The sequence below is a fragment of the Selenomonas sp. oral taxon 149 str. 67H29BP genome, assembly GCF_000146365.1.
Lineage (GTDB): Bacteria > Bacillota > Negativicutes > Selenomonadales > Selenomonadaceae > Centipeda > Centipeda felix.
The window spans coordinates 372,217-394,692 of the sequence record NZ_GL397087.1; the positions used below are offsets into that span (position 1 = coordinate 372,217).

At 56.4% G+C, this 22,476-nt stretch carries 26 protein-coding genes and 4 tRNA genes; 6 read left to right on the top strand and 24 right to left on the bottom strand.

The features are described 5' to 3' along the window. Positions 1 to 18 precede the first annotated feature (18 nt). The 12 genes from mltG to HMPREF9166_RS01840 all read right to left on the bottom strand — a co-directional run bounded on the left by mltG (position 19) and on the right by HMPREF9166_RS01840 (position 8,106). Positions 19 to 1,122: an endolytic transglycosylase MltG gene (gene mltG / locus HMPREF9166_RS01785; protein WP_009442331.1), complete on the bottom strand. Its 1,104-nt coding sequence runs from the start codon at positions 1,120 to 1,122 to the stop codon at positions 19 to 21. 96 nt (positions 1,123 to 1,218) lie between these two features. After that, on the bottom strand, positions 1,219 to 1,524 hold the full coding sequence (locus HMPREF9166_RS01790) for a DUF1292 domain-containing protein (protein ID WP_039980842.1): 306 nt from the start codon (positions 1,522 to 1,524) through the stop codon (positions 1,219 to 1,221). Positions 1,525 to 1,587: 63 nt separating this feature from the next. Continuing rightward, entirely contained in the window at positions 1,588 to 2,019 is a 432-nt protein-coding gene (gene ruvX / locus HMPREF9166_RS01795; RefSeq protein ID WP_009442333.1) for a Holliday junction resolvase RuvX, read from the bottom strand. Further along, the gene (locus HMPREF9166_RS01800) at positions 2,016 to 2,267 is read right to left on the bottom strand and encodes an IreB family regulatory phosphoprotein (RefSeq protein WP_009442334.1); all 252 of its coding nucleotides are present in this window, start codon (positions 2,265 to 2,267) and stop codon (positions 2,016 to 2,018) included. Before HMPREF9166_RS01800 ends, ruvX begins: the two co-directional genes overlap by 4 nt. Before the next feature lie 24 nt (positions 2,268 to 2,291). Further along, positions 2,292 to 2,942 carry an HAD family phosphatase gene (locus HMPREF9166_RS01805; protein WP_009442335.1) on the bottom strand — a complete coding sequence of 217 codons (651 nt, stop codon included), beginning with the start codon at positions 2,940 to 2,942 and terminating at the stop codon, positions 2,292 to 2,294. A gap of 148 nt (positions 2,943 to 3,090) precedes the next feature. After that, positions 3,091 to 4,596, bottom strand: a complete 1,506-nt coding sequence (locus HMPREF9166_RS01810) for an IMP dehydrogenase (RefSeq protein ID WP_039980843.1) — start codon at positions 4,594 to 4,596, stop codon at positions 3,091 to 3,093. A 247-nt stretch (positions 4,597 to 4,843) separates the two neighbouring features. After that, positions 4,844 to 4,932, bottom strand: a tRNA-Leu gene (locus tag HMPREF9166_RS01815). Between the two features lie 53 nt (positions 4,933 to 4,985). After that, positions 4,986 to 5,384, bottom strand: a complete 399-nt coding sequence (locus HMPREF9166_RS01820; RefSeq protein WP_009442337.1) for a (deoxy)nucleoside triphosphate pyrophosphohydrolase — start codon at positions 5,382 to 5,384, stop codon at positions 4,986 to 4,988. Positions 5,385 to 5,387: 3 nt separating this feature from the next. After that, entirely contained in the window at positions 5,388 to 6,368 is a 981-nt protein-coding gene (locus HMPREF9166_RS01825) for an NAD(P)H-dependent glycerol-3-phosphate dehydrogenase (protein ID WP_009442338.1), read from the bottom strand. Then, positions 6,365 to 7,099 (bottom strand): ThiF family adenylyltransferase, encoded by a 735-nt coding sequence (locus HMPREF9166_RS01830; RefSeq protein ID WP_009442339.1) that lies wholly within the window; start codon positions 7,097 to 7,099, stop codon positions 6,365 to 6,367. The genes HMPREF9166_RS01825 and HMPREF9166_RS01830 overlap by 4 nt, the downstream gene beginning before the upstream one ends. 73 nt (positions 7,100 to 7,172) lie before the next feature. Further along, complete coding sequence (locus HMPREF9166_RS01835; protein ID WP_009442340.1) at positions 7,173 to 7,589, bottom strand: universal stress protein; 417 nt, start codon at positions 7,587 to 7,589, stop codon at positions 7,173 to 7,175. A gap of 28 nt (positions 7,590 to 7,617) precedes the next feature. Beyond that, positions 7,618 to 8,106 (bottom strand): universal stress protein, encoded by a 489-nt coding sequence (locus HMPREF9166_RS01840; protein WP_009442341.1) that lies wholly within the window; start codon positions 8,104 to 8,106, stop codon positions 7,618 to 7,620. A gap of 141 nt (positions 8,107 to 8,247) precedes the next feature. Here HMPREF9166_RS01840 and ilvA point away from each other — a divergent pair, with 141 nt between their 5' ends. The 5 genes from ilvA (at position 8,248) to HMPREF9166_RS01865 (ending at position 10,788) form a co-directional block, all read left to right on the top strand. Next, positions 8,248 to 9,495: a threonine ammonia-lyase gene (gene ilvA, locus HMPREF9166_RS01845; RefSeq protein ID WP_039980845.1), complete on the top strand. Its 1,248-nt coding sequence runs from the start codon at positions 8,248 to 8,250 to the stop codon at positions 9,493 to 9,495. Between the two features lie 24 nt (positions 9,496 to 9,519). Beyond that, positions 9,520 to 9,831 (top strand): metalloregulator ArsR/SmtB family transcription factor, encoded by a 312-nt coding sequence (locus HMPREF9166_RS01850; protein ID WP_009442343.1) that lies wholly within the window; start codon positions 9,520 to 9,522, stop codon positions 9,829 to 9,831. A 21-nt stretch (positions 9,832 to 9,852) separates the two neighbouring features. Next, positions 9,853 to 10,590, top strand: a complete 738-nt coding sequence (locus tag HMPREF9166_RS01855) for a C40 family peptidase (RefSeq protein WP_009442344.1) — start codon at positions 9,853 to 9,855, stop codon at positions 10,588 to 10,590. A gap of 43 nt (positions 10,591 to 10,633) precedes the next feature. Continuing rightward, positions 10,634 to 10,710: transfer RNA gene (locus HMPREF9166_RS01860), tRNA-Pro, on the top strand. Position 10,711: 1 nt separating this feature from the next. Next, positions 10,712 to 10,788: transfer RNA gene (locus HMPREF9166_RS01865), tRNA-Arg, on the top strand. A 256-nt stretch (positions 10,789 to 11,044) separates the two neighbouring features. Here HMPREF9166_RS01865 and HMPREF9166_RS01870 read toward each other — a convergent pair. From HMPREF9166_RS01870 to HMPREF9166_RS01910, 8 genes are read right to left on the bottom strand one after another with little or no spacing between them, the layout of a single operon-like run. Next, positions 11,045 to 11,494, bottom strand: a complete 450-nt coding sequence (locus HMPREF9166_RS01870) for a flavodoxin family protein (protein WP_009442345.1) — start codon at positions 11,492 to 11,494, stop codon at positions 11,045 to 11,047. A gap of 17 nt (positions 11,495 to 11,511) precedes the next feature. After that, positions 11,512 to 12,525, bottom strand: coding sequence for an alpha/beta hydrolase (locus HMPREF9166_RS01875; protein ID WP_009442346.1), 1,014 nt, complete (start codon positions 12,523 to 12,525; stop codon positions 11,512 to 11,514). Positions 12,526 to 12,544: 19 nt separating this feature from the next. Then, on the bottom strand, positions 12,545 to 13,402 hold the full coding sequence (locus HMPREF9166_RS01880; RefSeq protein WP_009442347.1) for an aldo/keto reductase: 858 nt from the start codon (positions 13,400 to 13,402) through the stop codon (positions 12,545 to 12,547). 12 nt (positions 13,403 to 13,414) lie between these two features. Next, positions 13,415 to 14,068, bottom strand: a complete 654-nt coding sequence (locus HMPREF9166_RS01885) for a flavodoxin (RefSeq protein WP_009442348.1) — start codon at positions 14,066 to 14,068, stop codon at positions 13,415 to 13,417. Positions 14,069 to 14,116: 48 nt separating this feature from the next. Beyond that, on the bottom strand, positions 14,117 to 15,829 hold the full coding sequence (locus HMPREF9166_RS01890; RefSeq protein WP_009442349.1) for a carboxylesterase/lipase family protein: 1,713 nt from the start codon (positions 15,827 to 15,829) through the stop codon (positions 14,117 to 14,119). A 23-nt stretch (positions 15,830 to 15,852) separates the two neighbouring features. Beyond that, the gene (locus HMPREF9166_RS12765; RefSeq protein ID WP_050749689.1) at positions 15,853 to 16,752 is read right to left on the bottom strand and encodes a cupin domain-containing protein; all 900 of its coding nucleotides are present in this window, start codon (positions 16,750 to 16,752) and stop codon (positions 15,853 to 15,855) included. An 18-nt stretch (positions 16,753 to 16,770) separates the two neighbouring features. Beyond that, positions 16,771 to 17,865 carry an alpha/beta hydrolase gene (locus tag HMPREF9166_RS01905; protein ID WP_009442351.1) on the bottom strand — a complete coding sequence of 365 codons (1,095 nt, stop codon included), beginning with the start codon at positions 17,863 to 17,865 and terminating at the stop codon, positions 16,771 to 16,773. A gap of 36 nt (positions 17,866 to 17,901) precedes the next feature. Continuing rightward, positions 17,902 to 18,978 (bottom strand): alpha/beta fold hydrolase, encoded by a 1,077-nt coding sequence (locus HMPREF9166_RS01910; protein ID WP_009442352.1) that lies wholly within the window; start codon positions 18,976 to 18,978, stop codon positions 17,902 to 17,904. A 131-nt stretch (positions 18,979 to 19,109) separates the two neighbouring features. On the opposite strand from HMPREF9166_RS01910, the gene HMPREF9166_RS01915 reads away from it, so the two are divergent. Further along, the gene (locus tag HMPREF9166_RS01915) at positions 19,110 to 19,544 is read left to right on the top strand and encodes a MerR family transcriptional regulator (protein ID WP_009442353.1); all 435 of its coding nucleotides are present in this window, start codon (positions 19,110 to 19,112) and stop codon (positions 19,542 to 19,544) included. Positions 19,545 to 19,640: 96 nt separating this feature from the next. On the opposite strand, the gene HMPREF9166_RS12845 is transcribed toward HMPREF9166_RS01915, so the two are convergent. The 4 genes from HMPREF9166_RS12845 to guaA form a co-directional block, all read right to left on the bottom strand. Then, complete coding sequence (locus HMPREF9166_RS12845) at positions 19,641 to 19,856, bottom strand: DUF86 domain-containing protein (RefSeq protein WP_009442354.1); 216 nt, start codon at positions 19,854 to 19,856, stop codon at positions 19,641 to 19,643. Positions 19,857 to 20,254: 398 nt separating this feature from the next. Next, positions 20,255 to 20,330: transfer RNA gene (locus tag HMPREF9166_RS01925), tRNA-Ala, on the bottom strand. Positions 20,331 to 20,379: 49 nt separating this feature from the next. Further along, a complete protein-coding gene (locus HMPREF9166_RS13235) occupies positions 20,380 to 20,514 on the bottom strand; it encodes a hypothetical protein (RefSeq protein WP_256359023.1) in 135 nt (44 codons plus the stop codon). 405 nt (positions 20,515 to 20,919) lie between these two features. Then, positions 20,920 to 22,476, bottom strand: coding sequence for a glutamine-hydrolyzing GMP synthase (gene guaA, locus HMPREF9166_RS01930; RefSeq protein ID WP_009442358.1), 1,557 nt, complete (start codon positions 22,474 to 22,476; stop codon positions 20,920 to 20,922).

Genomic DNA, 22,476 nt, shown 5'->3' on the forward strand with positions numbered 1-22,476 from the left:
CGGAGCACCTTCACTGCATCAGCGCACCTGATCGACAAGGGCGAGGTGATCCGCATAATTCGTTGCATAGTAATTCTTTCCATTCCGATCCGCCACGAAATACAGATAGTTCGTATGTGCGGGATGCAGCACGGCCATCAGCGACGCTGTACCGGGGCTTGCAATCGGTCCTGGCGGCAGGCCGACATTCTGATAGGTATTATAGGGCGACGCGACCTCCGTGTCGCTGTAGAGAAGATCCTCCTTCGGCTCATCGAGCAGATACTGCACCGTCGGGTCAGCCTGCAGCGGCATACCAAGGCGCAGACGCTTCAAAAAGATCTGCGCGATGATCGGGCGATCCTCATCATGATACGCCTCCTTCTCCACGAGGGACGCGAGCGTCACGAGTTCATAGATTGAGAGGTGCATCTCCTTGGCGCGGTCTCGCATCTCCTTCGTCAGGCGATGATCGAAATTCTCCGCCATCATCGTCATGATCGAGTCGGCATCGAACGAATCGCTCAGCTCATAGGTGTCGGGGAAAAGGAATCCCTCCGCCGCATAGCGTACATTCTCATGCTGTTCCATATAGGGGTAGGGGCGAAAGGTCTTGGCTCGCTCCATAAAGTCATCCGCGCGCACGAGCCCTTCCTTTTCCAGCCGCTCGGCGATCTCCTTCACACCGAACCCCTCGGGAATCACGAAACGGATCGTGACGGTATTGCCATAGACGAGTTTTTCCAGCGCATCACGCGGCGTCATCCCGGTCTGCATGGCGAACGTACCAGTCTTGACCTTGTTTTCAAGTCCGTTCAGCTTCGCCGTCCACCAGAACTTCATCTCGCTGTCGATCACACCGCGTTCGTGCAGTTCCTTGCCGATGCTGCTGACACTCATCCCGGGGCGTACGGTAAAGTATACAGGCGTCCCCTCATTGGTGGGCGAGGCGGACGGCGACGCAATCAAAAACACAAAAACAAGGAAGAGGAGGGCGACCGCAGCCGCCCCGCCGAATATCATTCTCTTTTGCTTTGGGGTTCCCTTTCCGCGGTAAGCCGCCCGCAGGACCTCCTGCCATTCGGCGTGCTCCAGAAAGTCGCGTGTCTTCTGCCACAACTCCTGCAATGACTCCCGCAACAAAATCCATCCTCTCTTGTCTCAGTGTCGTAGGCCCACGCAGTCTCCTGCTCCACAGAACATCATGGTCCGCTGATGCGGCGGCGATCTGCGAGTCCCTTATTCTTCCTCCTGCTCTGCAAGACGCTCATAGGCGCGGCAGACCGCCTCGAACTCCTCGTCCGTCGGATCTGTGTAGATGTCCTCGCCGCTCTCATCCACGATGATCTTGGCAATCGTCGCCTCGTCCTCATCGTCGCTGTCTTCAAGGGCTCCATCCGCATCCATGTGGAGTGCCACGAGCACGGCAAATCGCTCCGTTCCGAGCGGCACGATCATCTCCTCGCGATAGTAGTGTTCCACTCCCTCCTCATCGGAGATAACGACAATAACGTCCTCGTCGTGAAGTTCTTCCTGCTCAGTCATCTTCTCTGCTCCTTCAATCAAGGAAGCCCGGATAAATACTGTGTGCGTCTCCCGGCGCATCTTTTATCCGTGATTTTCCATATTCTGTCGATCCAAAAATCCCTGTAAAATATAGACCGCCGCCATCTTATCGATCACCTTGCGACGTTTTTTGCGTGAGACATCTCCGGCAATGAGCGCGCGCGAGGCGGCGACGGTCGAGAGGCGCTCATCCCAGTAGTGTACCTCCGTCCTCGGAAAGTGCTCCTCCACCTTCGCCATAAAGGCACGCACAATGCTGCAGCGCTCGCCCTCATCGCCGTTCATGTGCTTTGGCAGACCGGCCACGAGCGCATCGACCTCATACTCCTGCATGAGCTGTCCGAGGCGGGCAATGTCTGCCTCGAGTGTCGTGCGCCGCACTGTCTCAACGCCCTGCGCCGTCAGCCCGAGAAGGTCACTGACTGCAACCCCGATCGTCGCATCACCGAGATCGAGTGACATATAGCGTTTCATTTCTCGTGTTCCAGATAGAAGCGCACGAGCTCATCGAGCAGATCGTCCCGCTCAAGACTCCGTATCTTGCTCCGCGCGTCGCGGTGACTCGTCACATACGCGGGATCACCGGACAGCAAATAGCCGACCAGCTGGTTGATCGGGTTATACCCTTTCTCCCGCATCGCCGCACTCACATCCCGTATGACGACATCTGCCTTTGGCTTATCCTCCCCGAAGGAGAACATCATGGTTTTCTGTTCGTCCATTACCTTACCTCACTATGGAAATAGTCACAGCTTCCCTTGCTTGATCGCATCCAGCGCCGCGTGCAGCGATGGATAAATCCCCGTGCAGATTCCCCGCATCTCCTCTGTCGGCGGCAATGTGTCGGGAATCATCACCGCCACACAGCCCGCTGTCGATGCACCGCGCAGCCCATTGTAGCCATCCTCAAAGACATAGCAGTCCGCCGGTGCGATCTGGATTGCCGCGGCCGCGCGCAGAAAAATATCAGGGGCGGGTTTCCCACGCTCGACCATATCCCCGCCGACAATGGCATCAAAGTACTCTCTCAGGCCGCTCTGCGCGAGATTTTTCTCGATCTGCGTCACCGTCGAACTGCTTGCCGTTGCGATACGGACGCCATGCGCACGAAAATAATGGAGCAGCTCACGCGCCCCCGGCATGATCGGCAAGTTCTTCGCTGCCTCATCACGAACATACTCCGCCACACGGCGCGAATAGGCGTAGGCATCTACCATTGGATAGAAGGAATGCACCACCGCCGCCATCGTCTCCCCACTCGTGCCGCAGCATGCCTTGCCCAGTTCCGGGCTGCGCGGCACACCAAATTCATCGGCGACGACCAGCCATCCATGCTGATACATCTTCTCCGTATCAAAGAGCAGTCCATCCATATCAAAGATCGCGCCTTGCTGCATATCTCCTCCGCCATACTGCAGAAATGAATCCGCACCGGATCAGCCAAATGTCATTCCATCCGTGATTCCCCAAAATCCTATGGTTGATATTACCACAAAATGTGAAAAAAGAAAAGGCGCACTCGCCGTGCGTCTTTTCTGATCTTCGTCAATCCCGTCCGAGTTTATCGCGCAGGATTACATCGTGTGCGCCGCCCTCGACGATGCTGGTCGAGGAGACGAGGGTGAGCTTTGCCTTGTCACGGAACTCCGGGAGGCTGAGCGCACCACAGTTGCACATCGTAGAGCGGATCTTGGAGAGCGTCGTCTGCACGTTCTCCTTCAGCGGTCCTGCATAGGGGACGTAGGAATCAACCCCCTCCTCAAAGGAGAGCTTCTTGCTCCCGCCGAGATCATACCGCTGCCAGTTGCGCGCGCGGTTCGAACCCTCGCCCCAATATTCCTTATAGTAGGTGCCGTTCACCATGACGCGGTCCGTCGGGCTCTCATCGAAGCGTGAGAAGTACCGCCCCAGCATGAGGAAGTCCGCGCCCATGGCAAGCGCGAGCGTCATGTGATAGTCGTAGACGATGCCGCCGTCGGAGCAGATGGGGATGTAGACCCCCGTCTCCTTGTAGTATTTGTCACGCTCGGCACACACGTCGATGAGTGCCGTGGCCTGTCCGCGCCCGATGCCCTTCGTCTCGCGCGTAATGCAGATCGAGCCGCCACCGATGCCGACCTTGATAAAGTCTGCCCCCGCATTTGCGAGGAAACGGAAGCCCTCACCGTCCACGACGTTGCCCGCGCCAACCTTAACCGAATCACCGAACTCCTCGCGGATGTACTGGATTGTCATGCGCTGCCACTCGGAGAACCCCTCCGAGGAGTCAATGCAGAGGACATCGACGCCCGCGTCGATGAGCGCGGGAACACGCTCCGTATAGTCGCGCGTATTGATGCCCGCACCGACAATGTAGCTCTTGTTGTCGTCGGTCAGCTCCAACTCATTTTCCTTGTTGTCCGTGTAGTCTTTGCGGAACACCATATAGCGCAGGCGCTGATTCTTGTCGATGAGCGGCAGCATGTTGAGCTTGTGCTCCCAGATGAGATCGTTGGCGAGCGTCAGTGAGGTCGCATCCGCATCGGCCCAGACGAGCTTCTCGAACGGCGTCATGAACGTATGCGCTTTCGTATCGAGCGACATGCGGGAGACACGGTAGTCACGGCTCGTCACGATGCCGATGAGCTTGCCGTTCGCGGAGCCATCCTCCGTGACCGCCATAGTCGAATGTCCCGTCTTAGCGAGAAGATCGAGCACCCCACCGAGTGTCGTGTCAGGACTGATGTTCGAGTCACTGCTGACAAAGCCCGATTTATAGTTCTTCACACGCGAGACCATCGCCGCCTCTGCCTCGATGGACTGCGAGCCGTAGATGAACGATACACCGCCCTGCTTGGCGAGGGCAATCGCCATCGTGTCGTTGGAGACCGCCTGCATGATCGCAGAGGTCAGCGGGATATTCATCGTGAGCGCCGGCTCTTCATCACGACGAAATTTGACGAGCGGCGTGCGCAGAGAAACATTTGCGGGGAAGCATTCCGCCGAGGAGTAGCCGGGTACGAGCAGATACTCTCCGAACGTATGCGACGGTTCAGTGTAATAATGCGCCAAGGGAACCCATCCTTTCCACTTTTCGAAGAAAGCACTGAAAAATTCACCCATTTATCAGTGCTTACCTAAGATGGCGGTACTGAATTTATCAGTGCTTCCTTAAATTTTTCTGTTAAATATACGCGCTTCCACGCGCTGTGTCAACCAATAAATCAGTATGAGAAATATAGGTGTATGGATAAAAACTCCCTAAGAGTTTCACGTTCTCTTAGGGAGTTTTCGGAAGCCATAATGGCTGATCTTCAAATGGTGCCGAAGGCCGGGGTCGAACCGGCACGCTGCTCACACAGCGGCAGATTTTGAGTCTGCTGCGTCTGCCAATTCCGCCACTTCGGCTTGGGGGAAATACGAGATGTATTATAGCATTCCGCACGGTCTCTTGTCAAATATCAGCGCAGGCGCGGCTCGATCTTCCGGATGAGATCCATGTCTGCCGCAAACCACGGGACACTGTAGAGATCGGCGCGCCCGAGCCACCGCCCCTCGGAGTGGACACGCAGCTGCGGCTCTCCCGCTGCGAGTCGGCAGAGGTAGAGGCGCATGTTCATGTGGTACTCCGGATAATCGTGGTCAACCGTGCCGAGGAGTTCCTCCACTGTGACCATAACGCCGAGCTCCTCCTGCATCTCACGCACAAGTGCCGCCGCATCCATCTCCCCCGGCTCAACCTTTCCGCCCGCGAATTCCCACGTGCCCGCATACGCGCCATAGGAGCGGCATGCGCCAAACACCTTCCCGTCACGCAGGATCGCTCCTGCGACGACATCGATGTGCTTTCGCTCCTCCATGCCCTACTCCTTCTCGCTCTTATTGCGCCGCAGAAACAGCTGCATCAGCTGTGCACGCGGGTCGCATCCATGCGCGACGATCTCATATACCGTCGTGCAGATGGGCAGCTCAACACGATACTCCGCGGCAAGAGCCATCAATGCCTCAGCGGTGTAGACACCCTCGGCGATCTTATGAAAGTCGCCTGCCGTACCGCGCACAACAGCCTCCCCATAGCGGCGGTTGTTGCTGTGCGGAGAAAAGAGCGTTGCCTCGTAGTCACCAAGATGCGACAGCCCGTAGATGGTGTCCCCATCGCCACCCATCGCATGCACCAAACGCGAGAGCTCACGCGCACCGCGCGCCATAAGTGCCCCCTTCAGGCTGCCGTAGGAAAAGCCGTCGAGCATCCCCGCCGCGAGCCCTACCACATTCTTCGCCGCTGCGCCGACCTCTGTGCCGAGGAGATCATCCCCATAATAGAAGCGGATGAGTGGACTGCCAAGCACGTCCACCAGATCGTGCAGCACTGCCCGCTCCTCCCCTGCGAGCACCATGCAGTTCGGAATGCCGCGCACAAAGTCCTGCACATGCCCAGGGCCAACCCAGACGACGGGCTGTATGTCTGCGCCGAGCTCTTCCTTGACCACGGTGGTCAGACGCTTTCCCGTGCCGATCTCAAGCCCTTTCATACAGAGAATCATCCGCTTGGTGCGGAGCTCCTCCATAAGGCTGTGTGCGCATACATCGTGCAGGAAGGCACGCAGTGCCTGTGCATGGATGGAGATGATAACGATCTCCGCCGTCTGCAGCGCCGCTGCGAGATCATCCGTCAGATGAACCTCTGGTGGGAGAGTCAGAAACTCATTCGTCCGTGTCTTCTCCAGTGCCGCGAGATGTTCTGACCCGCTGCGCCCCCACAGCGTCACCGCATGACCGACACGCTGGGCATACCATGCGTGAAACGAGCCCCAACGCCCACATCCGAGAACCGTAACCCTCATGACGATACCTCCACCGCTGCACCCGTCAGTGCACGTACGACAACCCCCGCCATAATCATCCCCGCCACAGGCGGTACAAAGGACACACTGCCCGGTGCCAGATGCCGTCCCGGTGCCGGCGCACAGATGCCCGCGGCGGGACGCTTCGGACGCTCGCGCGAGCAGACGACCGTGAGACGCCGCACGCCGCGTTCCTTCAGCTTTTTCCGCAGAATACGTGCCAATGGATCACCCTTAGTGCGATAGATGTCCATCACCTCAAAGAGCGTGGGGTCAAGTTTGTTGGCCGCTCCCATACTCGCAATCAGCGGTATATTCCGCACCTGACACTGCACGGCAAGATCCACCTTCGCCGTCACCGTATCCACTGCATCCACGGCATAATCATAATGCGTCTCAAAAAAGGAATCCGCCTCCTCAGGCAGATAAAACGCACGAATTTCGCGTACCTCACAATGGGGATTGATCGCTCGGATGCGCTCTGCCATGACCGTGGTCTTGGCTTTTCCCACCGTCTCGGTGAGTGCGTGAATCTGGCGGTTGATATTCGTCACGTCGATCGTATCGTGGTCGATGAGCGTCAGACTGCCTACACCGGCGCGCGCCAACGCCTCTGCCGTGAATGAGCCGACCCCGCCGACGCCGAACACAGCCACCGAGCTCGCTGCAAGGCGTGCAAGTCCTGCGTCGCCAAGCAGCATCTCTGTCCGCGCAAAGCGCTGATCCTCCATCATTCCCTCCCCATTCTACATCGAAAAAGCTGCCGCAACTGAGCGGCAGCTTGAAAGAATCAACCAACGGTCATTACTTTACCACGAGAACAGGACACTTGGACTGCTCGACCACATACTGGCTGACGCTGCCCAGCAGAACCCCCTTGACGACCCCAAGGCCGCGGCTGCCCATGACGATGAGATCGATGTCGTTCGTCTCTGCAAAATCGAGCACGACGACAGCGGGCGACCCCGTATCCGAGAACGACTCCTTCTCGATTCCCTCGGGCACCATCTCCATCGCGCGGTCGAGGACGACATTCCCCGCCTTTGTCACAGAGTCGAGAATCGCATCCGACAGGACGGCATTGATCGCGAGCTGGTTGATGTTTGCGACATAGAGAAAATTCAGCTTTGCACCGCAGATCTTCGCCAGCGTCACCGCCTGCTCAATCGCACGATCTGCTCCCTCGGAACCATCGACAGGAACCAAAATATTCTTCATCATGGAAGTACCTCCTCACTGTTCCTATACTTCAATCATTTCCCGCCACGAGGACACATGCATGTGCACGCTCCAAGACAGTCTGCATCACACTCCCGAGCAGCAGACCGCTCACGCGTGAATGCTTGCGCCCGCTGATGGCAACCAGACGAATGCCCATCACGTCGATAAAGCGCAGGATCTCCTCCGCCGGCATCCCCGCACGATGATGACATGCACGGGCGACCTCCTGCGGAAGCAGGGACTCCGCCACGGTAAAAATCTCCTGCGCCTCTTCTGCCGCAGGGCGTACAATACTCGCGGGAAGCCACGACGCATCCCCCTCGTCCGTGCTCTCGTCAAACGGGGAAACATAGAGGAAATCAACGGATGCCTCCATGAGACGCGCAAGCTCTCCCGCCGGACGAATGACACGCAGCGCATCCTTGGTCCCATCCACGGGAATCAGGATGCGCCCATAGGGGGAATCTCCCATCGCGCACCTCCGCTTCGTCTTGACACGGAAAGCACGGTATTTCATGCTTTCTTTTCCTTATTTTATTCGCGAAATACGGGCAAACTCCTTCTTTATTCCGACAATTTTTCGTTGATGGAAAAGAATTTGACGCGCCTCATTGAACATGATAGACTAACTTCATTAAATAGACAAGGGGAGATTATCATGGGAGAAGAACAGCACGTACCGACCGATGAAGAGATCGTCGCATCCACAGGCATATCCGATATATACGCCGCCGCCAAGAGGCTGGAGGGGATCGTCCGCAAGACGCCGCTGGTATACAGCGACTATTTCTCTGAGCTCTCGGGGAACGCGACCTATCTAAAGCTCGAAAACCTCCAGACGACGGGAGCATTTAAGCTGCGCGGTGCATACAACCGCATCAGCATGCTCACCGAGGAGGAGCGCGCACGCGGCGTCATCACCGCATCGGCCGGAAACCACGCGCAGGGCGTTGCCTACTCCGCGCAAAAGCTTGGGGTCAAGGCGGTCATCTGCATGCCGGCAACGACACCGATCCTAAAGGTGGAGGCGACGCGGGCACTCGGCGCGACCGTCGTACTCCACGGCAACGGATTCGACGACGCCTATGCGCACAGCCTCGAACTGCAGAAAGAGCATGGCTACGTCTACATTCATCCGTTCAACGACCGCAACGTCATCGTCGGACAGGGCACGATCGCCCTTGAAGTAATCGACGCGCTCAAGGACGTAGATGCCATCCTCGTCCCCATCGGCGGTGGTGGACTCGCCTCCGGCATTGCCCTCGGGGCAAAAACCGTCAACCCGCAGGTGAAGGTCATCGGCGTCGAGCCAGAAAACGCCGCCTGTATGAAAGCAGCGCTCTCCTGCGGACACACCATCACCCTCCCGTCTGCCGATACCGTTGCGGATGGCTGCGCCGTACGCACGGCGGGCGCACTCACGCTCACGTTCTGCCGCCGCTACCTCGACGAGATCATCACCGTCTCCGAGATGGAGATCATGAGTGCCCTGCTCTCCCTCATCGAAAAACACAAGCTGATTGCCGAGGGCGCAGGCGTACTCTCACTCGCTGCACTGCAGAAGCTCCACATGAAGGACAAGAAGATCGCCGTCCTCATCAGCGGCGGCAACATCGACATCTCCACCATCTCCGCACTGATCTCCAAGGCACTCATCTCGCGCGGACGCGTCTTCCGCTTCGCCGTACAGTTGCCCGACAAGCCCGGACAGCTGCTCAATGTCGCTCAGATCCTCACAGAGCAGGACGCGAACGTCATCCGTCTTGACCACGATCAGACCATGGTGACTGACAGCTTCCAAAAGGTGCAGCTGACCGTTACCGTAGAGGCGCATGGACAGGATCACGTCGACCGCATCGTGCACGCACTGGAAGAAAATGGCTTTGAAATCAATAAGATCTACTGACCCCGCGAAAGGATATGGGAACGCATGACCTCCGCCCCCGTAAAATCGATCGACGCAGATACAGCACAGCATCTCGCCGACCTCTTCAAAACACTCGGCGATCCGACCCGCATCAAAATTCTCTCCCTGCTCACAAAGACGGAGGAAATGCGTGTCTATGACATCGCCGACAGCCTGACGATGGGACAGTCGGCCATCTCCCATCAGCTCCGCGTGCTCCGCAGCGCGCGTCTGGTCAAGTTCCGTCGTGACGGCAAAGAAGTGCTCTACTCGATTGATGATGACCACGTGATGAAGCTGCTCGGCCAGGGACTCGAGCACGTACAGCACGCATAACCGCATGAAAGGAAGATCGCGATGAATCGCCTGTACCGCCTCCTCACCTGCATGGGCATCGCCCTGCTTCTCATTGGAGGAACGGCATCCGCCTCCCCCACCCTGCGCGAGGGCTCCCATGGACACGATGTGCTCGTCCTGCAGCGAGCCCTGCAGAATGCCGGCTACCAGATCAAATCGATCGACGGCAACTTCGGCAAGGAGACCGAACACGCCGTTGCTGCCTTTCAGCGTGACAATAAGATAAAAATCACAGGCGTCGTCAACAATGCGACGTGGCGTGCCCTGCGCAACGCACCAGCCAAGCGTCCATGGGGCATTGACGTGCCGCGCCCAGCGCCGAAAAAAATCCCACTCGCACCGAATGGGACACCGATCCTGCCCGCAAACAAGGTGCAGGATCTCATCAAGACGGCAAAGACGTATATGGGCACACCCTATGTCTTTGGCGGGGCTACCCCGAAGGGATTTGACTGCTCGGGCTACCTCCAGTACGTCTTTCAGAAGCAGGGAATCACGATCCCGCGCACCGCAGATGAACAGTACAAACTTGGTCTGCGCACCAAGAGTACAAAGGAACTCGTGCCCGGCGACCTTGTCTTCTTCGAGACCTACGAAAAGGGCGCATCGCACTGCGGCATCTACCTTGGCAAGGGGGAGTTCATTCACGCCTCTACGAGCAAGGGCGTACGCATCGATGAACTCTCCAACGATTATTGGCAGCCACGCTTTCTCGGGGGAAAGCACATCGTAAAATGATGAGTTGACTTTTCCCTAACCGCTCATTATAATAATGCGGTATCGGGATGTAGCGCAGTTTGGTAGCGCGCTTGCTTTGGGAGCAAGATGTCGCAGGTTCAAATCCTGTCATCCCGACCATGCACCTGTAGCTCAGTTGGATAGAGCAACGGCCTTCTAAGCCGTGGGTCGAGGGTTCGAATCCCCCCAGGCGCACCATCGGAGAGACGGGGCTGTTGAACGAAGGTAAATTTATCTTTGTGTAACGGCCTTTTTTCGTATAGGGATGGATTGACGAAACAACGATAACGAAAACTTACACCTCTACAGAAATAGGGTACACGAACAAGGACGATAGTGACCATTACACCCACAGACTTGAACTTCACACCCGTATTCTTGATTAAAGAATCTTCATACACAAAAACCTCGGACTGCCTATTCTCAGTCCGAGGTTTTTGATTCTAAAATATTCTTAGCCGATCTTCGCCGCAAGCACATCTGCCTCGCGTACCGATGTCACCATGCCGAGATACGTCAATCCGTAGAGATCAGCAAAACGGCGCATTGTGTATTCGCCCGCCTCCAGCATCCACTTCTCAGGTGCTGCACCTTGGAAAAGGAAGGCAATCTGCCCGTGAAGACTCCCCGCCTCGACAGGACCGTAGAATCGATCCAGCAGATTGCGCACAGCGCCACAGATATTGTGCCAATAAAGCGGCGAACCGATGACGATAAAATCCGCCGCCCGCACTTTTTCAAGCACCCCAGAGAATTGATCGCCTGGCAGCTCCTGTCCATAAACATTGATCCGATAGTCCGTAAGATTCAGCGTCTCATAGGTGTGCCCTTGCAGAAACCTCGCTGCAAGAGCTGCCGTATTTCCGTCTCTGTTCGGACTGCCGTTGATAAACAGTATATTCATACCGTTGCCTCCTCATTTTATCTTTGTGCTATCCAAAAATCTGCGGCACGGTTCAGCCATCCTTCGGCAGCAGTGCCCTCACCAAGCCCGAAGCCATGCGGCAGACCTTCAAACACTTCGATCTCTGCCGCCTGTCCGTTTCTGCGGATCGCCTGTGTACGCCGCTGCATCGTCTGCCATGAGGCAATGCCATCGGCCGTCCCGACACAGCTGTATGTCGGCGGCTCTGTACCATAGACCTCCGACAAGTCCGTATACTGCATAATGACGGCGGCAGGACGCGGATATGAACGCTGTCCAAACGCCTCCGTTCCATGCGAACCGACCCACGCTGTCATACGCGCTCCCGCCGAGCCGCCCCAGAGGGAGTAACCACGCATGTCAACGCCCAGTTCTGCCGCATATTCGTGGAGAAAGGCAACCGCGCGTGAAAGATCTTCGCACGCCGTCTGCGCACGCGGTCGATAGATCAGTGCAAAGGCGTTCACTCCGCGCTCAGAGAGGACGAGCGCATGTGGAAAACTGTCCTGCATCGCCCCCACATAGGCAAATCCGCCGCCCGCACTCACGACGGCGACAGGCGCTCCCGTTCGCCCACGAAAGAAAAACAGCCCTGTATCACGCTTCGAGGGGTCGCGCCGCATCTCCTCCTCTGTGTAGATCGGATAGAAAATCCGATGCCCCGCCGCTGCGTCTGCCGCAAACCGATTCACAACTGCCACGGTTCGCGCAGGCGAGATGTGAGAATACCATGCCAGGCGCAGACTGCCGAGCGTATCGCCATCCATGTACCCGCTCTGTACGGGAAAGAGCAGCCGACCGTACGGTGCAAACAGGAGTGCCCTTGCCACATCCTCCACGCGGGACTCTGCTGAAAACACGCTCATCTCCTCCTCTGCATCGGTGCCGGTCTGTATGTTTTCTGCCTCCCGCGCAAAGGATAAACAGCTGCCGAAGCACAGCATAGCCGCCGCTGCTGCAATGATGCCGCAGACGAAAAGCCGCATACCGTCACCACTACGTTCCCTCATTTCTATTCTTCGCTATGCCTCAATCGTGAATCCTGCGCTCGTGCAGCCATTTCACAAACGCAGGGTCGTCGTGGTTGACGATCTCGCTGTGCCCGAGGTCGAGTTTTGCGATCTCTGCCATCTCCGCCTCATTCAGCGCAAAGTCCCAGATATCGAGATTTACCGCGATGCGCTCAGCACGCACGGACTTCGGCAGGATCGACACGCCACGCTGCGTATTCCAGCGGAGTGCCACCTGCGCCGCCGTCTTTCCGTACTTCTCCCCGATCTTCGTCAGTACGGGATGCGTAAAGATGCCGTGTTTGCCCTCGGCGAGCGGTCCCCATGCCTGCGGCACGACACCGTACTCCTTCATCGTCGCGAGTGCCGCCTCCTGCTGAAAGAACGGATGCAGCTCCACCTGATTCACCATTGGCTTTATCTCCACCGTCTCACAGAAGTTCGCAAGCACGGCAGGATAGAAGTTCGACACGCCGATCACCCGAATCTTCCCCGCGCGGTGCAGCTCCTCGAGCCGCCGCCACGCGCCGAAGAAATCCCCCATCGGCTGATGAATGAGGTAGAGATCGAGATAGTCCAACCCGAGTTTTTGCAGGGAACGCTCAAACGCCGTACCCGCCGCCTCATAGGAGATATCCTGCACCCAGAGCTTCGTTGTGATGAACAGTTCCTCACGCGGCACACCCGACTTTGCAATCGCCGCACCCACCGCCTCCTCGTTCTGATATGCTGCCGCCGTGTCGATCAGGCGGTAGCCCTGCCGAATCGCCTCGATGGTCACGCGCTCACACTCTGCAAGGTCGGGAATCTGGAACACGCCGAAGCCATCAAGCGGCATCATTACACCATTATTGAGTTTTACATTTTCCACTGCCATTTGAAATCCTCCTTAATATTCTTGTTTCGACATCCATTCATAAAGTGCCGTCCGCGCCTCCTCGGGCGACTTCTGCGCGATATGTCCCTGGAGTGCAAAGCCCTCCCTGACATCCGCCTTTGTCACGTCCGCAATCGACCGCTGCGTATCAGAGAGCCCGCTCCCTTCATGTGTGCAGAACGGCAGGATGATCTTGCCCGCGAAATTCTCCCGATCGAGGAAGGTGTAGACAGGCATCGGCATGTCGCTCCACCAAATCGGATAACCGAGAAAGACGATATCGTACTTGCTGAGATCGGGCAGCTCGCCGACGATTTCAGGACGGGCGTTTTCTTCCTTCTCTTGCTTGGCGGCTTCTGTCGCGGGACGGTATTCCTTCGGATACGGCTTGACGGTCTTGATTTCAAAGAGGTCACCGTGCGTGCGTTCGGCGATCATCTCTGCAAGAATCTTTGTGTTTCCCTTCTCGATGTAACCGACACCGCCTGTGTTTTCGTCGGCGCGCGAGAAGTACACGACAAGGACACGCTGATCGCTTCGTGCAGATGCTGTCGTCTGTGTTTCTTTCTGTGCAGAAGTATCTGCGCCCGTTTGCGCATTGCCTCCGCCGCACGCTGTCAGCAGCAGCATCATCGTCGTCATCAGGATTGTCAATAGGGTTCTCATGTCATGACCTCCATTTCATTCGATTCCCATATGTTTTCTTTGCCAAATCTATTGCGCAGGTGCGAGCAGTTTCAATAATTCTGCATCGTGGTGATGTACGAGCTTCGTATCAGCGTCAAACATCATGGTTGCGCCTCCTTGCAGTGTATAGGCATCCCAATTCGGCATGCCGGGCGCTTCGGGTTTTCCCGTGCGGGCGAAATGAATCCAAGCGCGGCTCATCTGCGCTTCGAGTTTCTTTGCCTCCGCGCTTGTGCCGATGCTTTTCTCCGCGCGGTCAATGTTGTGAAATACAAAGGGAATCTCTGCCGTGTGGTAGGACATATAGACTCCGCCCATCATCGGCGAATCCCACGCGAAGAGATAGGCGTAGACAGGTGCGCCGCCCTGCATTGCCTTGTGATCCATGATCTCTTTGATCGGCAGGCGGATCATCGTGTCGACGTAGAGTGCATCTGCACGTTTCTTCTGCGGATAGGCGCGCAGGAATGCCGCCGCGATTTTCTCCGCCTTATCGCCGTATGCGTCCCTCAGACGGCGGTCAACTTCCTCTGTGCTCCAGGTATTCTTGTTGTCGGACTGTGCTCTCTCCATCTGCATGATGTCGGAGAAATTCGTCCACTCCGTCCGATTTGAACCAATGAGCAGTGGGATGTCCTTCCCTGCGGCGGCAAAGCCGTCTGCCGTCACAGGATTCGTCGGCATGAAGTCGCCGTCAATCACCGGCTCCCAGCTCATACCATAGCCTGTTCCGAGTGCCTGTGGAACCTTGAATTCCTCCCCTGCTTGTTTGAGTGCCTCATTCGATGCTGTCGTGAAATGCTCATAGGGAATGGTCTGAATCTCCTCAATGCGTTCTGCCGTAATGCCGAGTTTTTCCAGCGTCAGCTCCGTCACACGCGCTGCCGCTTCTTTTGGCATGAATACCGGTCCCATGGTCGGAGCCGCACCGCTTTCGACGATGCCCTTGTGGAACAGCCCCTTTGCATATGGGGTTGTCATCAGTGCGAGTACTTTTGAACCGCCGCCCGACTCACCAAAGATCGTGACGTTTGCAGGATCACCGCCGAATTGTGCGATGTTGTCCCGCACCCAGCGCAGCGCGTCAACGAGGTCATAGATACCGACATTGTCCGCATTGCGGTATTTCTCCCCATAGGCGGAGAGGTCGAAATGTCCGAGCACATTCAGACGATGATTAACGGAAACAACGACAACGTCGCCCTCACGGCTGAGATTGGCACCGTCATAGGCGGGAATCTCAGCAGACGAACCTGCGGAGAACGCGCCGCCATGCAGCCAGACCATGACGGGGCGTTTCTTGCCGTCCGCGATGCCGGGTGTCCAGATGTTGAGATTCTGGCAGTTGTTGTCCATCGGGAACTCACGCGCGGGGTCTTCCCATGTTGTATTCGGAAAACCGCCCTTTTCCTGCGGCGCAATCGCTCCGTAGTCAAACGCGAGACGTACCCCCTGCCACGGCGTTACGCGCTCGGCGCGGACGAAACGCTCCTTTGCCTCGGCATAGGGAACGTCGTGATAGGTGTAGATGCCCTTGCGCACATAGCCCTGCACCAGACCGCTCTCGGTCGATGCCACAGCAATGCCGGGTCCCGCAAGGAAATCGCCCTGCTCCATGCGAACCGTATTTGCCTTCATTCCATCTGCGGCAAATACCTGCCCCTCGGAAAAGGGCATGCACATAAGCAGACCGAGCGAAAGCAGCGACAGGAACGTCTTTTTTGTTCGTGCTGTTTTCATTCGTTATTCTCCTTTTTACGGAATCATTCGGGTACGATTGCCTCATATTCCGCCGTAGGGAAATCGTACCATGTAACATCGTGATTATCCTGCGGACTGATCGCGATGTGGGCGAATTTGCTTGTGGGAGATGCACCGTGCCAATGAACGACATTGGGCGGACAGAAAACCACATCCCCCGGATGCAGAACCTCCAACGCACCGCCCTTGATCTGATGATAGCCGATGCCGTCGGTCGCAATGAGCACCTGCCCCGTTTTGTGACTGTGCCAGCGGTTGTACGTTCCTGCAGGAAAGGCAACATAGACCCACTCGGGCGAATTTGCGGCATTCGGCGTACCCAGAATCTTTCTGAGGTATACCGCAGAGTTGAAATTGGGCGTTGTCAGCTCCGTCATCCCAGTGCCAAACAAAAACTCGCTGTCATTGTTCTGCATTGCGCTTGGGGCGGCGGCGTTCTCATTCGCCTCCTCGTACTGCTCCTCGGTGAGCGCGCCGGTATGTGCCGCGTGTCCTTCGGGCGCTTTCCATGTGCTGTCATAGATGACGAACTGCTGGAACGCGGCATCCTTTGCCGCGCCGTGGAAATGCGGCACTCCTGCGGGAATATTCACCACATCCCCGGGACGAATCAGAACCGCCTCCTTGCCCCACTCCTGATAAAGTCCCGTCCCTGCGATGCCGATGACGGTCATCGCCCCGTGCACGTGCCAGCCGCTGTAACTGCCGGCTTCAAAGGAAATCACATTCGTCTGCGGAAGGTTGTATGTCTCATCGGTGGCAATGAGGTCATTTCTGTGTACCGTCCCATGAAAGCGATCCGATATATCTGTGCCGAGGGGAAGCGGCATTGCCCATGCGGAGCCGACAGTGAGGCCGAGCGACATAGTCGCCGCCGCGATAAAGCTCTTGCCCTTTTTCATTGACATCATCTCATTCCATCAAAGATTCTTTGCGTAGAACATCTGGAGCTGCGCCACCGCCTGATCCACGTACTCAGGCACCCAGTAGGTACGGATGTGGCTCGCGCTCGGAATCAGGAAAAGCTCTTTGTTTTCCGTGCCGGTCGCCTTGGCAAAGGCATCCTTCGTCATATAGAGGGTGTCCGCCTTCTCGCCTGCAATCATCAGGAGGGGCTGATTGATCAGCTCCATACGATCCTCCACATCAAACGCCATGAGCTTCATAAAGGATTCGGTGGTGTAGATTCCCGTAGCGTTCGGATGACGGTGGGAGAGGCCGTAGTATTCGATGCCGTCGCGATAGAGCGTGTTTTCGGGAAGCTCCGCCATCTTGGCGCGGAGCTGTTCATCGGTGGCGTTCGGCGGGAGGAATCCCTCATAGACAATTTCCCCTGCGAGCTCCTTCTCCCGTGCATCCGCTGCCTTTTGCAGACGTGTCTGGATGCCCTTGATGTCCGCATCCTGGAAACCGTTCCGACGCACCCTGCCGGAGTTGAACATCGACAGCGCGGCAACCGCCTTGATGCGCTTGTCGGTCTGCGCCGCCGCGAGTGTATAGCCGCCGCCGCCGCAAATGCCGAGCGCACCGATGCGGGTCTTGTCCACCTTCGGCAGCTGAGACAGATAGTCCACCATGCCGCTGACATCCTCGATGCGGTTCGAGGGATAGTCCCTCAGTCTCGGCGTGCCGCCGCTCGCGCCCTGATAGCGTGCATCGCAGGCAAGGGCGATGTATCCAAGCTCCGCCAGTCGCTGTGCATACAGCCCTGCCACCTGCTCCTTGCTCGCGCCGTTGGGATGCGCCACGGTCACGGCAGCATATTTCTTGTCGCTCGTTTCATCGTAGTCTGCGGGAAGGTAGAGATTCGCGGCAACCTCGATGCCCTCCACTTCGTACGTTACGGGGCGGATGTTCACCTTGCCCGTGACATTCTCCGTCAGTGCGCCCTGATAGACGAGCCCGAACGGATTCTCGTTCGGACGCTTGCTCTCGCTCGCCGAGGCACCGCCGCCCCCGAATGCAAAGAGTCCGAGAGACATCAAAAGTGCTGATTTCATGATTGATTTTTTCATTGGTAAAACTTCCTTTCCCAAATCCCCAAATGATTATTACTTTTTATCCAAGCCCTTCTCGTGCATCCATCGCTCCATCTCCGCCGCGACCTCTGCGTTGTTGAGGTCGGACATGAGGAAGTGCGTGTTTCCTTTGATGCCAACATCGGGCAGAACGATAATCTCCGCATCGCCGCCATGTGTCCGCACGACCTCCGCCCAGCGGCTTGCGAGGTTCAGCCGCGTGCGCCAGTTGTCGAGACCCCAGATTTCGTGCGGCTTATCGCCCGTCGGGATCTTGTCGCCGAAATAGACGACCATCGGCGTTTTCAGAAGAGCCTCGAACTCCTCCGCCGTCACCTCCATTCCGCGCGCGGGGAACGGGCTTGTTGTCTCCTCAACCACAGGCACCTCGCCCGGCGGGAACGGGAACGTACCCGGTTCGAGAGCGATCACGCCCTTCACTTTGGGACTGCGAATCGCCGCGAGCCACCCCGGACCGCCGCCCGCCGAGTGCGTGATGAGGACATTATCGCCCGTATGGTCAATGACCGCCTCCATTGCCTTTGCGACAACCTCCACATCGAATTTTCCCGTGTCGGGTGTCATCTGATGGAAGAACTGCCGCAGCGACTCCTCGTCGCGCGGGAACGCCATGCCATCGAAGATCATCGGGTACTGCCCGATGCGGAAGTTGTTGAACCAGAGTTGATCCTGCGGCTGTGCTTTGAGCTCTGCGGGCACGGTCGACTGTCCTGCACGCCCGCGGCGCGGTTCATCCACGATGTAGGTCGCCCACCCCTTTGCGAGGAAGATGTTCTGGAAGCCGTCGCGCCCGTCGGGTGTCGTCTCCCACGTCTTGCCCGACTGTCCGTAGCCGTGCAGGAAAATGAGCGCGTTCTTCTTCGCCTTTACAGGACGCTGCCAGAACACATAGGCAGCATCGCCGTGCAGTGTCTCACCGTCGTAGTTCGTCGGTTCGCTGTCCTTGTATACGCCGGGCGCGGTAATTGTCACGCCGCCCGCCATAAAGCTGCCTTGATCCTCGATTGTCACGGGACGGCTCAGTGCCTCGACACTCCCCATAAATAGACTCACCAAAAGTGCTGCCGTCAAAGCATACTGTGTTCGCATGATATCATCCTCCTAAAACAGATCTCCTAGGAGGGGACTTGCCCTGCCCTGCCATCCGTAGTACAATGCTATCATAACAGGCGGTAGCAGCTACCGCGCAAGCCCTTTTTGAAATTTTTTGGAGGAAAATCATGTATACAATGAAGGGAGCCTGTGAAGCGACAGGAATGAGCTATGAGACGCTGAAATTCTACTGCAATCAGGGGCTTCTGCCGAACGTCAAGCGTGATGCACACAATCACCGTATTTTCGACAATCACGATATTGGATGGCTGAAAAGCCTTACCTGCCTCAGAAACTGCGGCATGAGTCTCGCCGAAATGAAGGAATACCTCGCACTCTGCCTCGGCGGCGTCCCCACCATCCCAGAGCGCAAAGAAATCCTTGCAGGCAAGCGTGCGGAACTCGTCGATCGGCTCACTGCTGTCCAAGCATCCATCGACTACATCGACTGGAAGCAGGGATTCTATGACGATGTGCTCTCAGGGCGCACGCCCTACATCAGCAATCTTCTCCCGAATGAAGCGGATGCAGAATCTGCAGAAGAGAGCTCTCTACATGGGTGATTCCATAAGAAAATGACTGCTGCAGAAGGTACATATCCTTATGCAGCAGTCATTTTTATGTGATGATACAATTTCCTAGAGAATCATCATTTGCTGTCATACAGCATCCGTATTCTCATTTTCCGTCAAGCACGCCTCTAACTGTCTTATCAAAATTGGTAATTCTTCAAAAACGACTTCCGCTATAATATTCCAGTTTGTTCCATCATAATCATGCACAAGACGATGCCGCAAGCCTACGATCATCGCCCATGGAATCTCACTATGTTTCGCTTTATACTCCGGGGTCAAATTATGGCTATGCTCCCCCATATTATATAGCGGCGTTGTGACAACGGCAGCTGTGTCATCAGTGCTTCTTTTTCAATGCTATTTTTAGGATATATTCCTGCAGGCGAGCAGCATAGTCATATATCTTTTGAACTCTTTGTCGATCGGAATACTTCATGCCACCAAAACCTTTTCTTTCATAATTGTTTTGTAGAAATTACTGTCCGGGTTGACTTCATCGATCTCAAAAACATCTACTTTTTTCTCTAACGTCTCTCGCAAATCCTCTGCCAGAGCAAAAATCATCGTTCGCTTAAACTGTTCTCCACCGTAAACCAAAAATCCAAATCAATCCGACGATCTTCAATCGTGCAACAGCCCCATTTATTCTTGCAAAAAAAACGGATGCAGGATTTCTCTTGCATCCGTAAGTGTCGATATGGTGGAGACAAGGGGGATCGAACCCCTGACCTCTTGCATGCCATGCAAGCGCTCTCCCAGCTGAGCTATGCCCCCGCGCTCTTCGCGCTGACAAAGGAAAGTATAGCGAAAAGCAGACAGCATGTCAATAGCTGCCAAAAATAAATACCTCCGCCTCATCTTCGAGTGCCGACATGAAATAGGACATGGCCGCATCATGATACTTGTATGCAGGATCACGTAGATATCGGAAGAAATCCTGCCGTGTCACGCTCTGCAATCCGAAGGCCCTCTTAAACGGATCCAGCACCTGTTCAATTAGTGTAAGATGGTGGTAGTGGTACATAGGATGCTCCTTGATCAATGTTGTCTCGTCTCCAACAAAAAAGACAGCGCAAAGCTGTCATATATGATATACTGTCAAAAGGTGCTGCCAAGACGGTAGGCGGTCAATCTTAGCCCCTAGAGAGGGCGATGCCGATGACGATCAACGATTTACTCGCGTTGCTTCTCGTGACGCTGTTTATCCTCGTCGTTCTAAAAGCATAAGAAAGCCCGCCTAGCCCCAGCAAAGTTTAGGCGGGTTTTCTAAACCAAAAGTCTAAATGGGGCTGACCGTCTACCGACAGCACCTTTCTGTGTCTATTATAATCTCTCTCCTCGTTTTCGTCAAATCGTTCTTCTCTCACTCGAACTCGATCGTTCCCGGCGGCTTCCCCGTGCAGTCATAGAGCACGCGGTTCACGCCGCGCACTTCGTTGACGATGCGCGTCGTCACGCGCGCAAGAAGTTCCCATGGGAGCTGCGCGGACTCCGCTGTCATGAAGTCGCTGGTCTCAACGGCGCGCAGGGCGATCGCATAGTCGTACGTACGCCCATCGCCCATGACCCCGACGGAACGCATATTGGTGAGTGCCGCGAAGTACTGCCCGAGATTTTTGTGGATGCCCGCCTTCTCGATCTCCTCACGGTAGATGGCATCTGTCTCCTGAACGATATGTACCTTCTCCTCCGTAACCTCTCCGATGATGCGGATGCCGAGACCGGGCCCCGGAAACGGCTGACGATCAACAAGATAGTCAGGGATACCGAGCTCACGCCCCGCCGCACGCACCTCATCCTTAAAGAGGAGACGCAGCGGCTCGACGATCTCCTTAAAGTCCACATGATCGGGCAATCCGCCAACGTTATGATGCGACTTGATCACCGCAGATTTTCCGAGTCCGCTCTCAATGACATCGGGATAGATTGTCCCCTGCACGAGGAAATCCACCGCACCGATCTCACGTGCCGCCTCCTCAAAGACGCGGATAAACTCCTCGCCGATGATCTTGCGCTTCTGCTCTGGCTCCGTTACGCCCTTAAGCCGCGCATAGAAACGATCACGGGCGTTGATGCGGACAAAATTGACATCATAGGTGCCGCCGCGCCCAAAGACGGCCTCGACCTCATCGCCTTCATTCTTGCGCAGGAGACCATGATCGACAAAGACGCAGGTGAGCTGACTGCCGATTGCCTTGGAGAGGAGCACGGCGGCGACGGAGGAGTCCACACCGCCCGACAGGGCACAGAGAGCCCGCCCACCGCCGATCTGCTGACGCAGTTCCTCAATGGTCTTTTGCACGAAGGAATCCATGCGCCACGTTCCCGTGCATCCGCAGACATCATAGACAAAGCTGCGCAGCATCTCTGTCCCGTGCTCCGTGTGCATCACCTCGGGATGGAACTGCACGGCATAGAGACGCTCTGCGGGGTTATCCATCGCCGCGATGGGGCAGACGGGTGTGCGCGCCGTCACGTGAAAGCCGTGCGGCAGTCCGCTTATGTAGTCCGTATGACTCATCCAGCAGACGTTCGTCTGCGGTATCCCCTGAAAGAGAGGCGACGAGGTGTCGACGATCTCCACCTCCGTACGCCCGTACTCGCTCGTCGGCGCCGTCTCCACGCGTCCGCCGCAGAGATGCGCCATCAGTTGCGCTCCATAGCAGATACCGAGCACGGGGATGCCGAGGGCAAAGAGATCCTTGGGGGCGGTAACAGCCCCCTCGCCATAGACACTGTTCGGACCGCCCGTCAGGATAATACCGCGCGGAGCGAGTGCACGAATCTGCTCCAATGGCAGCGTATGCGGATGCACCTCGCAGTAGACATGGTTCTCACGCACGCGGCGCGCGATGAGCTGATTGTACTGTCCGCCGAAGTCCAGCACCAAGATCATTTCTGTGGCATCGGGTCTGTTCAT

What these genes read in the sequence shown, in the direction of transcription:
- HMPREF9166_RS01910 (WP_009442352.1), bottom strand. Translation starts at nt 18,978, where the DNA reads ATGCGAACACAGTATGCTTTGACGGCAGCACTTTTGGTGAGTCTATTT.
- HMPREF9166_RS01880 (WP_009442347.1), bottom strand. Translation starts at nt 13,402, where the DNA reads ATGGCAGTGGAAAATGTAAAACTCAATAATGGTGTAATGATGCCGCTT.
- HMPREF9166_RS01790 (WP_039980842.1), bottom strand. Translation starts at nt 1,524, where the DNA reads ATGACTGAGCAGGAAGAACTTCACGACGAGGACGTTATTGTCGTTATC.
- HMPREF9166_RS01885 (WP_009442348.1), bottom strand. Translation starts at nt 14,068, where the DNA reads ATGAGAACCCTATTGACAATCCTGATGACGACGATGATGCTGCTGCTG.
- ruvX (WP_009442333.1), bottom strand. Translation starts at nt 2,019, where the DNA reads ATGAAACGCTATATGTCACTCGATCTCGGTGATGCGACGATCGGGGTT.
- HMPREF9166_RS01830 (WP_009442339.1), bottom strand. Translation starts at nt 7,099, where the DNA reads ATGGAGGATCAGCGCTTTGCGCGGACAGAGATGCTGCTTGGCGACGCA.
- HMPREF9166_RS01800 (WP_009442334.1), bottom strand. Translation starts at nt 2,267, where the DNA reads ATGGACGAACAGAAAACCATGATGTTCTCCTTCGGGGAGGATAAGCCA.
- HMPREF9166_RS01805 (WP_009442335.1), bottom strand. Translation starts at nt 2,942, where the DNA reads ATGCAGCAAGGCGCGATCTTTGATATGGATGGACTGCTCTTTGATACG.
- HMPREF9166_RS01835 (WP_009442340.1), bottom strand. Translation starts at nt 7,589, where the DNA reads ATGATGAAGAATATTTTGGTTCCTGTCGATGGTTCCGAGGGAGCAGAT.
- HMPREF9166_RS01905 (WP_009442351.1), bottom strand. Translation starts at nt 17,865, where the DNA reads ATGAAAAAATCAATCATGAAATCAGCACTTTTGATGTCTCTCGGACTC.
- HMPREF9166_RS01840 (WP_009442341.1), bottom strand. Translation starts at nt 8,106, where the DNA reads ATGAAATACCGTGCTTTCCGTGTCAAGACGAAGCGGAGGTGCGCGATG.
- ilvA (WP_039980845.1), top strand. Translation starts at nt 8,248, where the DNA reads ATGGGAGAAGAACAGCACGTACCGACCGATGAAGAGATCGTCGCATCC.
- HMPREF9166_RS01850 (WP_009442343.1), top strand. Translation starts at nt 9,520, where the DNA reads ATGACCTCCGCCCCCGTAAAATCGATCGACGCAGATACAGCACAGCAT.
- HMPREF9166_RS01915 (WP_009442353.1), top strand. Translation starts at nt 19,110, where the DNA reads ATGTATACAATGAAGGGAGCCTGTGAAGCGACAGGAATGAGCTATGAG.
- HMPREF9166_RS12765 (WP_050749689.1), bottom strand. Translation starts at nt 16,752, where the DNA reads ATGAAAAAGGGCAAGAGCTTTATCGCGGCGGCGACTATGTCGCTCGGC.
- HMPREF9166_RS01890 (WP_009442349.1), bottom strand. Translation starts at nt 15,829, where the DNA reads ATGAAAACAGCACGAACAAAAAAGACGTTCCTGTCGCTGCTTTCGCTC.
- HMPREF9166_RS01825 (WP_009442338.1), bottom strand. Translation starts at nt 6,368, where the DNA reads ATGAGGGTTACGGTTCTCGGATGTGGGCGTTGGGGCTCGTTTCACGCA.
- HMPREF9166_RS01855 (WP_009442344.1), top strand. Translation starts at nt 9,853, where the DNA reads ATGAATCGCCTGTACCGCCTCCTCACCTGCATGGGCATCGCCCTGCTT.
- HMPREF9166_RS01820 (WP_009442337.1), bottom strand. Translation starts at nt 5,384, where the DNA reads ATGGAGGAGCGAAAGCACATCGATGTCGTCGCAGGAGCGATCCTGCGT.
- HMPREF9166_RS12845 (WP_009442354.1), bottom strand. Translation starts at nt 19,856, where the DNA reads ATGGGGGAGCATAGCCATAATTTGACCCCGGAGTATAAAGCGAAACAT.
- HMPREF9166_RS01870 (WP_009442345.1), bottom strand. Translation starts at nt 11,494, where the DNA reads ATGAATATACTGTTTATCAACGGCAGTCCGAACAGAGACGGAAATACG.
- HMPREF9166_RS01875 (WP_009442346.1), bottom strand. Translation starts at nt 12,525, where the DNA reads ATGAGGGAACGTAGTGGTGACGGTATGCGGCTTTTCGTCTGCGGCATC.
- guaA (WP_009442358.1), bottom strand. Translation starts at nt 22,476, where the DNA reads ATGAACAGACCCGATGCCACAGAAATGATCTTGGTGCTGGACTTCGGC.